10 protein-coding genes and 2 pseudogenes are annotated in these 12091 nt (G+C 72.7%); 5 read left to right on the top strand and 7 right to left on the bottom strand.

All coding sequences use genetic code 11. The features are described 5' to 3' along the window. Positions 1-143 precede the first annotated feature (143 nt). Positions 144-758 (top strand): TetR family transcriptional regulator, encoded by a 615-nt coding sequence (locus tag GTQ99_RS12430; protein ID WP_166616048.1) that lies wholly within the window; start codon positions 144-146, stop codon positions 756-758. Positions 759-986: 228 nt separating this feature from the next. On the opposite strand, the gene GTQ99_RS12425 is transcribed toward GTQ99_RS12430, so the two are convergent. The 3 genes from GTQ99_RS12425 to gdhA form a co-directional block, all read right to left on the bottom strand. Continuing rightward, positions 987-1223, bottom strand: a complete 237-nt coding sequence (locus GTQ99_RS12425; RefSeq protein ID WP_166616047.1) for a hypothetical protein — start codon at positions 1221-1223, stop codon at positions 987-989. A gap of 284 nt (positions 1224-1507) precedes the next feature. Further along, complete coding sequence (locus GTQ99_RS12420; protein ID WP_166616046.1) at positions 1508-2290, bottom strand: VOC family protein; 783 nt, start codon at positions 2288-2290, stop codon at positions 1508-1510. 563 nt (positions 2291-2853) lie between these two features. Next, entirely contained in the window at positions 2854-4203 is a 1350-nt protein-coding gene (gene gdhA, locus GTQ99_RS12415) for an NADP-specific glutamate dehydrogenase (protein ID WP_338074950.1), read from the bottom strand. A 651-nt stretch (positions 4204-4854) separates the two neighbouring features. On the opposite strand from gdhA, the gene GTQ99_RS12410 reads away from it, so the two are divergent. Continuing rightward, positions 4855-5709 carry a GNAT family N-acetyltransferase gene (locus tag GTQ99_RS12410; protein ID WP_166616045.1) on the top strand — a complete coding sequence of 285 codons (855 nt, stop codon included), beginning with the start codon at positions 4855-4857 and terminating at the stop codon, positions 5707-5709. Positions 5710-5742: 33 nt separating this feature from the next. On the opposite strand, the gene GTQ99_RS12405 is transcribed toward GTQ99_RS12410, so the two are convergent. Both GTQ99_RS12405 and GTQ99_RS12400 read right to left on the bottom strand, forming a co-directional pair. Next, on the bottom strand, positions 5743-6093 hold the full coding sequence (locus tag GTQ99_RS12405; RefSeq protein ID WP_166616044.1) for a hypothetical protein: 351 nt from the start codon (positions 6091-6093) through the stop codon (positions 5743-5745). A 41-nt stretch (positions 6094-6134) separates the two neighbouring features. Continuing rightward, positions 6135-6359, bottom strand: coding sequence for a hypothetical protein (locus GTQ99_RS12400; RefSeq protein WP_166616043.1), 225 nt, complete (start codon positions 6357-6359; stop codon positions 6135-6137). A 220-nt stretch (positions 6360-6579) separates the two neighbouring features. Here GTQ99_RS12400 and GTQ99_RS12395 point away from each other — a divergent pair, with 220 nt between their 5' ends. From GTQ99_RS12395 to GTQ99_RS25130, 3 genes and pseudogenes are all read left to right on the top strand, one after another. Further along, the gene (locus tag GTQ99_RS12395) at positions 6580-7212 is read left to right on the top strand and encodes a DUF459 domain-containing protein (protein ID WP_166616042.1); all 633 of its coding nucleotides are present in this window, start codon (positions 6580-6582) and stop codon (positions 7210-7212) included. 127 nt (positions 7213-7339) lie between these two features. Continuing rightward, a pseudogene (locus tag GTQ99_RS27545) lies at positions 7340-8258 on the top strand (transposase). Between the two features lie 413 nt (positions 8259-8671). After that, positions 8672-9175, top strand: coding sequence for a cupin domain-containing protein (locus tag GTQ99_RS25130; RefSeq protein WP_166616049.1), 504 nt, complete (start codon positions 8672-8674; stop codon positions 9173-9175). A 476-nt stretch (positions 9176-9651) separates the two neighbouring features. Here the strand turns inward: GTQ99_RS25130 and GTQ99_RS12385 are convergent, their stop codons facing one another. Further along, complete coding sequence (locus tag GTQ99_RS12385; RefSeq protein WP_166616041.1) at positions 9652-10641, bottom strand: phosphotransferase enzyme family protein; 990 nt, start codon at positions 10639-10641, stop codon at positions 9652-9654. A 962-nt stretch (positions 10642-11603) separates the two neighbouring features. Next, a pseudogene (locus GTQ99_RS12380) lies at positions 11604-12091 on the bottom strand (phosphotransferase); the annotation flags it as partial.

Genomic DNA, 12091 nt, shown 5'->3' with positions numbered 1-12091 from the left:
TGCCCAGGGTCGCCATGGTGCTCTCCGTCCGTTCCTTCGGTACGCCGTCCTGGAGGGAGGACAAGCGGAGCAACTGCTCCGCTTGAACGTAGCATGACCGGAGCAGGTGCTCCGCTTCGTCGGGCCGGGCGTACCCTGAAGGAGTGAGGGAACCCCGCGCCGCCGCACCGACCGCCGGCGCACCGACCGCCACCCGTGGGCGACGCGCCGACGCCGAGCGCAACCGGGCGGCGATCATCACGGCCGCCACGGCCGTCTTCGCCGAACACGGCGCGGAGGTGGACGTGCGCGAGATCGCCCGGCGCAGTGGAGTCGGCATGGGCACCCTCTACCGGCACTTCCCCTCCAAGGAGGACCTGCTCCGCCTGAGCCTGGAGCAGGAGTTCACCGCCTGGCTCACCGAGGCCCACGAACGTGCCGCGGCGACGCAGGACCCCTGGCAGGCGCTGTCGGGCTTCTTCGAACAGGTGCTGACCACCCAGGCGCACAACCGCGCACTGATGGACAGCTACGTCCAGACCGGCGGCCCGACGGAGGCGTGCGTGCAGAAGTGCCGGGCGTTCATCGACGCACTGCGTGAGCGCTGCGAGCGGGCCGGTCTGCTGCGCCGCGGGGTGAGCACCGAGGACCTGCTCTCCTTGAGCGCCTCGCTGTGCCAGGTGGTGCAGACCCCCGGCGGCCAGCACCGGTGGCGGCGGTTGATGACCATTTCCCTCGACGGCCTCAGCAGCCGCCACCGCGAACCCCTGCCGTCCTGAGCGAACAGGACCCCGACGCGGAGGAGCTGTCCCCGACTCGCGTCAGCGGTGCTGCGACCGTCGGGGATTGGCGACCGGACCCGCGGCGGCCGCATCACGAAGAGATCGCGCCTGCACGCACCCGGTTCCAGCGGTGTTCGCAGCCGGGACCGGCGACCCCGCCTGCGCGGACCGGCCACCATCGTGGCGCGTGCAGGGGAATGCACGGTCATCCCGCCGTCTGCGCGGTCACTCCGCGAGGTGCGCGACGGCGATCGCGCCGACGAGGAAGCCAGGTGGGTCGATCTCGCGCCGCAGCGCCAGCCACTGGCGGGTGACCTGGCAGCCTGAGGTGCTCGATTCGCTGTCAGCACACTCAGGAACGGCACGTCGCAGTGGAGCTGGATCACCGTCGCCATCGCAGGAGGCTCCGTCACCGGCCTCGTCGTCCCCCGCTTGCGCCGTCGCGCCCAGCGCGGGCTCCACGGCGAGAACGTCTTCGAGGCCAGCGTCAGGTCACTGGGCTCCTCCCCGCACGGCGCGAGCCGGGCCTGGGGCACCTCCGCCGGGGCGGTCATCACCGACACCGGGGACCTGCGCTGGCGCGCGCAAGCCGCGGGGTCGTGGACTGGCCTGGCTCGACCCGTGGCCCCAGGTGTGGACAGTGGTCCTCAAGGACGGCACCCGCGTGCGGATCGGACTGGCGCCCGGCGACGCGCACTTCCGGCAACCGTGGCGGCCACCCGCGGCCTGATGAGAGCCCCGTCCGGTCATCCCGCGTCGAATGCGCGCTCACGTGCCCGTGCAGCGCCCACGCTCGTGAAGGTGCTGGTGTCTCGTGAGCGATCCGCCGGCGTCCCCGCGCTCACGGTCCCCGCACCGATGACGCTGATCGAACCTGCAGGTACGCCCTCGATGCGCACGCGGACCTGCACCGGGTGGGCGATGGCGTCGTGGGTGGGGAACCACGTCCGGCCAGGGCGCACGAGCACCAGCAGGCCCTCGTCGTCGCCCACCGCAGCGAAGGTGGCCGACGGCGCGGCGCCGAAGACCGGCAGGCCGAAGACCCGCTCCAGCCGCGCCGCGGCCACCGCCACGTCCGGCACCGCCAAGCCCACCTCGCCGACCCCGAGCAGCGATTGCGGGCCGAACGCCGCCTCCCCCAGGTCAGCGGCCAGGCGCCGGCGGGCGATGAGCTCGAGCACCGTCCCGTCCGGGGCGCGGAAGTACACCGACTGCGCATCCCACCCAGCAGCGGCCTCCAGCACGGTGCTCCCCTCGTGCGCCAGCACCTGGACCCGCTCGCGCAGCCAGTCGTGCGCCCGCCGACCGCCGTCGCCGGGCACCGTGATCGCCAGGTGCTGCGTCGAGGGATCGGCGCGCGGGTCCCGCACCAGCGCCACCGTGGTCCAGCCCAGCCGCACCGCCGTCGCGCACGGCCCGCCGGTGCCGCAGCCCGTGGTCGCGCTCACCGGCGCCCCGAGCACGTCGGCGTAGAAGGCGGCGCTGGCCGCCGGGTCGGGAACGGGCAGCTGGACGTGGGTGATGCGCATGCGTTGAGTCCACCTGCTCCAGCGCACTCGAGGTCAAGCTCGTCGCCTGGGCATGCTCACCGGCGTGCCGGCGATGCTCGGTCGTGGCGGCCTCCGAGCACGATCATGCTCAGCCGGCGCCGAGCCCGGCGACCGCCAGGGCCCAGGACACCCGGCGGAGGCCTGCAGCACGAACGCGGGGGCGAACAGGGCGAAGACGAGCGCGTACCAGGTGCCCAGGCCCTCGGAGCAGCGCTCCATCGACCCCCGTGGAGCGCTCGAGCGCCCACAGCAGAGCCATCGGCACCAGGACCGCCCCGACGACGATCAGCAGCGTCGAGTCGGAAGCGGCTTTCTCGCCGCGTGCCATGGCGGAAGCCGACCTCTGCTTCCCAGCACGGCAAGTGGGCTGCGGTGTCCCGACGCCCCCTCCGGAGCGCGCACCCGCTGCGCGGCACCAAGCCGGTGGCCACATCGACGTTCCACCCCACCAGACGGTGATCACCGGCTCGCCGCGCCGGGCTCCTCGCACCCTGCGCCTAGGCTGCTCGCACCCTGCACCCGGAGGAGCCGGCCCGGGGGCATCAGACCAGGCCGTGCGCGTGCATCGCCTCCGCGACGCGGAGGAAGCCGGCCACGTTGGCCCCCACCACGAGGTCGCCGGGTGAGCCGTACTCCTCGGCGGCCTCGGAGCAGCGCGCGTAGACGTCGTGCATGATCTGCTGCAGCCGCGCCTCGGTGTGCTCGAAGGTCCAGCTGTCGCGGGACGCGTTCTGCTGCATCTCCAGCGCGGAGGTGGCCACTCCACCGGCGTTGGCGGCCTTGCCGGGTCCGAAGGCCGTGCCGGCCGCCCGGAACACTTCCAACGCCTCGGGGGTGGAGGGCATGTTCGCTCCCTCGGAGACGGCGATGCAGCCGTTGCGCACCAGCCGCGCCGCCGCGTCACCGTCCAGCTCGTTCTGGGTCGCCGAGGGGATCGCGACAGCGCAGGGCACGTCCCACACGGAACCTCCGGCGACGTGACGCGCCGAGGGCACGCGGTCGGCGTACTCGCTCAGCCGGCCCCGCTGCACCTCCTTGACGTGCTGCAGGACCTCCAGGTCCAGACCGCCCTCGTCGACGACGTAGCCGCCGGAGTCGGAGCAGGCGATGACCCGCGCCCCCAGCTGGGTGGCCTTCTGCACGGCGTACAAGGCGACGTTGCCCGCTCCGGAGACGACCACGGTGCGTCCCTCCAGGGACGTGCCGTGGGCGGCGAGCATCTCGGAGGCGAAGAAGGTCGCGCCGTAGCCGGTGGCTTCGGTGCGCACCCTGGCCCCGCCCCAGGCCAGGCCCTTGCCGGTGAGGACGCCGGACTCGTAGCGGTTGGTGATGCGCTTGTACTGCCCGAAGAGGTAGCCGATCTCGCGGCCCCCGACGCCGATGTCGCCGGCGGGCACGTCGGTGTGCTCGCCCAGGTGCCGGTACAGCTCGGTCATGAAGGACTGGCAGAAGCGCATCACCTCGCCCTCCGAGCGGCCCTTGGGATCGAAGTCCGCGCCCCCCTTGCCGCCGCCGATCGGCATGCCCGTCAAGGCGTTCTTGAACACCTGCTCGAAGCCGAGGAACTTCACGATCCCCAGGTAGACCGAGGGGTGGAAGCGCAGACCACCCTTGTACGGGCCCAGAGCGGAGTTGAACTCCACCCGGAAACCCCGGTTGATCTGCACCTCACCGCGATCGTCGGTCCACGGGACGCGGAAGATGATCTGCCGCTCGGGCTCGCAGATCCGCTCGATCATCTTCATCTCGGTGTACTCGGGGTGGCGGGCCAGGACCGGCGCCAGGGAGTCCAGCACCTCCCGCACCGCCTGGTGGAACTCCTCCTCGCCTGGATTTCGGCGGACGACGTCCCCGTAGATGGACTCGATGCTCGGTGCGACTGCGCGGACCACAGCGATCCTCTCCCTGCCCTCGACGGTGCGGACGTGCGCCTGCCTGAACTGACCGGCAACCTGCGTGAAGCGCCTCCAGCAGCGTAGGGCAACGCTGCGGGAGGCTCTCCTCCACCGTGGTGCCGTCGGGCGGAACCGGTCCACCAGGCGAGCGAGGTGCCGGCGTCGCCACCCGCACCGGGTGCAGCCGCAGCTCTGCGCGCCCGCGTGGAGCGAGCGCGACCGCGCGCGGGAGCACGTCGCCCGGGCACCGGACGGCGCCAACCCGGCCCTGGACGGCTCCACCTCCGTGCCCGCCTGCGAGGGCTGCGACCACGGCAGTGCCCAGCCGGCGCGAGCAGCCGGCCACCCACTGAGGTCCCGGTGGCCCGGGCTTCAGGCCGCTGGCGCACCAGCGTCGATACCCGCAGGATCACCGCCCACCCCGTGCTGGGCCGGCCCGGCATGCCGGTTCTCGAGATCGCCGGGAGCCGGACACCGGAGCACCACTGCCGACCCGGCCGCTCGTGGACGTCGCCGTCGACGTTGCTCAGGAAGTGGTGGGTCGTCACCACGAGGCGACGTCAGAGCGCCCACAGGAGCGCGTGCTCGCTCGACCGTGCTCGCGGACGGTGATCACCAAGACCCGTCAAGCCCACGACGCCGTCGGCGGTGGACGTCGCCCCGATCGGTCTCGCACCGCCGACCCGACCAGGCTGCAAGTCGCTGGACAACCTCGTGCACGTCAGCGCGGCCGCGGACTACTCCACGGCTCAGCGAGCAGCCTGGGCTCCCGAAGACCTCGACGTGCAGGAGTGGGGGCGGCGCCGGGCTGCCGCCGAAACCCGCGTCGCCGTCCACGACGGCAGCATCGCCGGGTTCGCCGACCTCGCCCCGCAAGGGCACATCGGCATGTTCTACGTCGACCCCGAGCACGGGCGCCGCGGGGTCGGTGCGGCCTTGCTGGCGGTGCTGCTGCGTGAGGCCACCGCCCGCGGCGTGCGGCAGCTGACCGTGGACGCCAGCCTCACCGCTCGAGGGTTCTTCGAGTGCGCGGGTTTCACGAGCGTGCGCGAGCAGCGCGTGCATCGCGGCGGGCAGGAGTTCACCAACGTGCTGATGCGGCTGGTCCTGCGCGAGGCCGGCGATCGGCAGGACCGGTGCAGCGCCGCCGACGGGCGCGGCGGTGACGACGGTGCTGACGCCGGCGGTGCCGACACGGGTGGCCAGGACGACAGGGCGCTCCTGCAGCGTGCCGCGGCGCGCCGACGCGCCGGCTGGGCGCTGCTGGAGCAGTTGCGCCTGCCGGGCGTGGAGGGCTTCGACCTCGCCGACGAGCGCGGTGAGCGGGCCGCCGTGCTGCGCGTCGAGGAGCAGTGGCACCGGAGGGCGGACTACCCCGGGGGGGTGGGCGGTGTGCCGCGCCGTGCTGGAGGGAGGCGCTCGACCTCGGCAGCAGGCCGAGCAGTGGCTGGTCACCCGCGCATGAACAACACCCCGGCACCCCGGCACCCGAATCAGCGGTGAACGCAAGCAGCTGATGTCGGTGCCACCTCACGGTCATGCCGCTGAGCGAGCGGTCTGTCGGGCTCGGCTCACTCGTCGAGCGTCCCTGCACTCCTCACGAGAGCGCGCCATCTCGTCATCACCCAGCCACTCCGGCTGCCACTTCTCGTCCAACCAGGTGAAGACGCTCCGGTCAGCCTCGTCCAGCAGTTGTTCGAGATCCTCACCCCGGGCTTGGTAGCTCACCCGGTACTCCGGCCCGTACCGACCGGAGGGATCGAACATCGACGTGACCTCCGCATCGCCCCACACGTAGCCGTCGACCAGGTAGAACGGCGCAGACCACCGCCGCCACCACAGACGACCCTCCGGCCTGGCTCGTTCGATGCTGACATCGAAGTGCACGGTCCCCACGCGACCGCCGCCGCTCATCCCGCGATGGAGGTTCAGCACTGGCCGGTCAGCAGCAGCATCGCCTGGTCGTCATGGCTGACCCAGCGCCCTACGGACTGCCACCGATCCAGCGCGTCGCAGCCGTCGAGGTGGTCCAGCTGCTGGTCGCCGCACCAGTAGAGGACCAGGGGCGCACCAGCCGCGATCAAGGCGTCAGCGTCTCGGCGCTCGATGCGGCTGGAGCGGCGCGTGAACTCCAGGCCAGCAGGGCTCGTCACCTGTCCTGAGTCCACTGCGTCCCACTGCTGATCGAGCAAGCTTGTTCGCACTGCCCCAGCACGGGCTACGACTCCACGGTCATTCCGCTCTCCGAGCAGGGCGTCGAGAACCGGCAGCTTCACGGTCCCGGCGGTCCTCGCGAGGTCCCGCGCCGAGACGACGACACCGCACCCCCATCTCCACGGACAGGCGCGGAGCATCGCCTGATGGGATGAGGCCATGACCTCGCAGACCCCCGACGTGCGCATCTGCTTCGTCGGCGACTCCTTCGTCGCCGGCGCCGGCGACGCCCAGCACCTGGGCTGGGCCGGGCGCCTGGCCGCCGACAGCCACACCGACGGACACCCCCTCACCAGCTACAACCTCGGGGTCCGCCGCGACACCAGCAGCGACGTCCTGGCCCGCTGGCGCACCGAGTGCACCCCACGCCTACCGGCCGGCTGCCGGGCCGCAGTGGTCTTCTCCTTCGGCGTCAACGACACCACGCTGGAAGACGGAGCACCCCGCACCGCCCCCGACGCCTCCCTCGCCAACCTGCACGCCCTGCTGGAACAGGCGCACAGCACCGGCTGGCCAGTGCTCGTGGCTGGACCTCCCGCGATCCACGACGAGGAGCAGAACGAGCGCACCGCCGCCGTGGACACTGCGTTCGCGCGGGTGTGCGCCCAGCACCAGACGCCCTACGTCAGCGTCCTGCCCGCACTGCGTGCCCACCCGGTGTGGCGCCGGCAGGTGCGCGAGGGCGACGGCGCGCACCCGGGCGCGGAGGGGTACCAAGTGCTGACCGCCCTGCTGCTGCCGACCTGGCAGACCTGGCTCACCAGCCTCCGGTCCGCCTCGCCGCACCCGTGAACGACACCCGACGCACGACCACCGCGCTGCTCACGTGCGATCCAGCCGGCCGCGACTTCGCGGTCGTGCCGGTGCTCTCCAGCGGTGAGTGCAACACCTCCTCGATCCTCGACGGAGGGAGTGGGTGATGGTGCAGTGGATCCAGCGGACGGCGCTGACGCAGGTGGACGAGGTGCGGGTCCGCTGGCGAGGGGGCCGGCGGTGAAGGTGCTGGCCCGCGTGATGCGCCGGCACCCCTCGACCGTGCTCGACGTGCTCAAGCGCTGCGGCGGCATCCGCCTCGGAGCGTGCCGGCGCAGCAGGAGTGCTCCGAGCACGGCCGAACGCGAGGAGATCTCCTGCTGCGCCGGCACGCTCAGCGACACGCCGCGCCCGGATTGGTCCCCGCAGCAGTCCCCCGCGAGCGGGCGGTACCTTCGGGCGCGGTACCTTCAGGCCGAGTGGCTGCGCCGGGAGTTCCCCGATCAGGCGGACACGCAGGTGTCGCACGAGACGATCCGTTGCTCATCGGTACTGCTCGCTGTTGGTGCGATCACGTGGGGTGCTGCGCAAGGAGCTCACCCAGCACCTGCGCACCGGGCGGGCGATGCGCCGGCCTGCAGGCAAGCGGCTGCCCGATGGGCGCGGCGCCCGTCCGGACATGACGTGCAGCACGGCCCACATCTGGCAGCGTCCCGCGGAGGCGGAGGACCGGGCGGTTCCTGGGCACTGGGAAGGCGATCTGGTCTTCGGCCGAGGTGTGGGAGCGACCGCCACGCCGATGGAGCGCTCGACCCGCTTCCTGCTGCCAGCGGCGCTGACGCGCTCACTGACGCGGGACCAGGGCAACGAGACGAGCCTGCACCGGCAGTTCACGATCGCCACCGGTGTCGATGTGTACGTCTGCGACCCGAAGCCACCGTGGCAGCGCGGCAGCAACGAGACTCCCCCACTGCGTGGGAGATGCCCCCTCCAACGAGCTGCTGCGGCAGTACCTGCCACGCACGCGAGGCTTCCGCACGCTGACCCGAGCGGACGTGGAGGCGTTTGCCGGGGTGTTGCGCTGACTGCTGAGCCCGTACTGGATCGCGGGTGCGATCGAGAGTGATCACCGAAGACGCCTTCGACGACGCGGAGCGGTTCTCGCTGACTGGCGTAGGCCGGCGACCACTCACCTGCCCAGCCGCACGGTGCAGTGCCGTCCGGTGCGCAACCGGGCGGTCCAGCACTCGGCTGGGGTCGAGCAGCGACTCCGGCGCCTGCGCCCGGAACAGCACGTCGATCAAGACCTCGCTGGCGGCGTGCCCGAGGGCGAGCTTCGCGCGCCAGGCGCAGCAGGAGCGAGTGCTTGACGCGGAGCACTCGCGCGAGTACCAAGAGCGTCGTCCGGTAGTGCGTCTCCGCCCTGCGGCCCCGTTGGTGGGAGGACCTCGTGAGCAGTCCACTGGAGTCGGCGGCATCTCTCGAGGAGGCGACCCGGCTGGGGCGCGTGCTGCCGCTGACCGCCTCGCCCGGCCCGCACGGACCAGACCGCTCGATCGGGAGCATCGGCGTGGGTTTCCGCCTGGGCGGTGAGCAGACGGGTGGTCAGGTGGCCAACGTGGAGCACCCGTTCCCACCCGGCGCGCTGGTGCCTCCGCACGTGCACACCCGCGAGGACGAGTTCTCCATCGTCACCTCCGGCGCCATCGGCTTCCGCTCCGGGGACGACGAGGTGGTGCTGGAAGTTGGTGGCTACATCGTCAAGCCCCGCGGAGAGCTGCACACGATGTGGAACGCCGGGACGGAGGAGGCCCGCATGATCGAAGTGATCACACCCGCGGGCTTCGAGCGCTTCTTCGCCGAACTGGCCGACCTGGTCGAGTCCGGCGCTCCCGACCCGGACGACATGCAGGAGCTGACCGCCCGCTACGGCTTGTTCATCGACACCACGTGGGTGCCCGAGCTGATGCAGCGCCACGGTCTGCGCTCACCCTTCGGCTGAGCCGCGAGGTCGACAGCGACGGCGCGGGCGCCCACGAACGAGGCCGAGGACGCGACACCGGATCGTCCGGGACGATCGGCGCCGTCCTGCAGGTGCTGCGCTTGCACACCGCCGATCTCCCGGGCCCGTCACGCGGAGCGCGCGCCACCGTCTCGCGCCTTCGCCGGCGTCCGGTGGGAGCGTCGGCCTCGTGCTGCTCGTCGTCGAGGTGGCGCCCGGAGAGGGAGTCGCTGCGCCGTCGACGCCGGCCACGGCGATGACGCCGGGTTCCGCGGCGCCTCCACCGACGGCGGCTCGTCCTGGGTGGCGCAGGTCGAGCCCGGACTCCCTGAGCCTCTGCGCCGTCCTGCGCCCGCTGCGACGGCTCCTCGCCACCTGGACCGGCGTCTGCACCGCCTGCGGACGACGACTGCACGACCGGCCCCTCGTGCCGACCGGACGGAGTGCTACCGGGCGGAGTGCTACCGGGCGGAGTGCTACCGGGCGGAGTCGCGTCGACGGGTCAAGGCGAGGACGTCGTCCAGCTGTCGGGGTGAGGGCAGGATGCTGAGCGCCTCGTCGATCTCCCGCTCCGCCCAGTCGCGGTGGTGCCGCTCGGCGGTGGCGTCGGCTGCGATGCGCAGCTGCAGGCGCAGGAAGTTCAACCTGGTCGCGACCAGCATGGAGAAGTCCGCCGGTCGCCGCACCCGGCCGGGTCCGCCCTCCTGCACGTAGGCGTCGTACATGCTCGCCATGGCGTCCAGGGACGCTGTCCGGGCGTCCGCGTACCAGTCGAACAGCGCGGCGGCGACCTCACGCGACGGGGATGCCGGGCCGACGTCGTCCCAGTCGACGACGGTCAGCCGACCCGTGCCGTCGGCGAGCACGTTCTCCGGGTGCAGGTCGCGGTGGCACAGGACGAGCTCGGCCGGGTCGACCGGCTCGACGACGGCGACCAGCGCAGGCACCGAGGTCAGGCGCTCGGTCAGCGCAGCAGCCCACGGCCGGCCCGACGTGGCGCACTCGGCCCAGGCGCTCGGCGACGGCGCGCGGTGGTACCAGGCAGCGGGTGGCCCTCCGGCGCACTCGGCGGTGACCGACGGGGCGCTGCGGTGCAGGCGCGCCAGCAGCACGCCGAGCTGCGCAGGCGTGCCTGCTGCCGCCAGGTCGACCGGCCGCAGATCCAGCCAGTCGTAGCAACGCAGCCAGGTGCCGTCCGCTGTGGTGAGGAGGTACCGCCCGTCGCGGTCGGCGCGGCTCCCGGGCAGCCGGACGCCGGCGTCCCTCGCCCGCTGCGAGAGTTCCAGCTCGGCTGCCACCTGCTCCTGCGCCGGCGGCTCGGCGAAGCCCTCCTTCAGCGCGTAGCTGGCCGCGCCGACGTCGAGCCGCCAGATCCGGCCGAGCGCGCCGCGCGGGCCGGGCGACACCGCGACGTCCTCCTGCCAGCCGAACGCGGCTCGCAGGTGGGCGAGCAGCTCCTCGCGCATCAGTCCTCCCTCGTCAGGGTGGGGCCGGCTCAGGCCGCCACAGCGGCGTGTCGCCCCGTGGGGTGGGCCGCACCAGGCTCCCACTCTCAGCTCTGCGGCATCAGGCGCACGGTCCGGCACGCCTGCCGCCACAGCGCCAGCTCCACCGTCATCGACGCGCTGCTCGACGCCCGTCAGCTCGGTCGCCCAGGCCGCGAGCCAGTGCCTCGCCGACTGGTGCCAGACCTACGGCTCCGGGGCGGTGCACCAGGCGGCCTGGCCGTGGAAGGGCCGCGGGCCGTGCTCCGACCGGAAAGCTCTCGATCACCCGATCTGCACGTGTCGCTCTGGGACTGGTGACCCAGGGCACGGCACCGTCGGTGGCCGTGAGGACAGCACCTGCGGCGATGCCGCGCTGGGCGGAGACCGTCGAGCAGCAGGTGGAGCATGTCGTTGATCGTCCCGGCGTGGCGCAGCACCACGGCGTCCGTGGCCACCTGGTGCCGGCGGCGCGTGCCGGAGCCTCGGTGCGGGCGGCGGCCACCGCGCAGCACCCGGCCCGTGCCACACAAGGCCTTCGATGCCCCGCCGTCGCGAGACGGTGTTCGTGGACGTCACCAAGCACGCGGTGAACCGCCTCGCCCGGTGCAAGGGCACGAGCTGGAACGCGTCGGCGGTACGGCCGTCGCCGTCACCCCCGGCTGGCTGCGCTCGGAGATGATCTCCGACGTCTCCGACGTCGACGAGGACACTCGGCTGGAGGCGACCGAGCGAGCGAGAGGCGGCGACCTGTCGAGCTCCCCGCCTTCGACGAGCGTGGACGACGTCACTGGGCCGCTGCGCTCCCACCGGATCGGTGCTCGTGCTGCACGGCTGCAGCGGTGCGGCGGCAGCAGTCAGCGTGGTCGAGGTCACGCACGTGCCGTGGTGCTGCACCGGCCGAGCAGGCCCGCAGCACCCACCCCGCACCTGCGTGCAGCCACTCACAGCTCCAGGGCCGCGTCGGCGATCCAGCGGGTGAGGGCGACGCGGTCGGCGAGGTGCTCGACGAGCACGTCGCTGAGGGGTTCACGCAGACGCTCCAGCGGCAGGGAGGTGAAGCCGGAGCGGGCGAGCAGACTGGCGCGGTACCCCGTGCGGACATCGTCCTCGGCGACCTGCAGGCCGGCGCCGCGCAGGCCCTGCAGGTGGGCGGGCACGAGCAGGGCGTCCAGGTGGGCAAGCGCGGCGGCGGGCAGCTCACCGGCGTGCACCGCGCCCACCAGCAGCTGACCGAGGTCGAAGCCGACCGCGACCGGGCCCTGGAACGCGATGTCGACGGCCACGAGCGTGCGCGGTTCGGCCGAGGGCTGCAGCAGGTTCTGCGGGCTGGCGTCCCCGTGGGGCAGCACCTGCGGCAGCTCGTCGAGGCGGTCCAGCAGGGCGGGCAGGCGGCGGGCGAGCTCGGCGAGGTCCGCGGGCAGCGCCCGGT

The organism is Kineococcus vitellinus, assembly GCF_009906315.1.
Classification (GTDB): domain Bacteria; phylum Actinomycetota; class Actinomycetes; order Actinomycetales; family Kineococcaceae; genus Kineococcus; species Kineococcus vitellinus.
The sequence above is the reverse complement of the archived record's forward strand: the minus strand, read 5'-3'. Positions and strand labels throughout refer to the sequence as shown.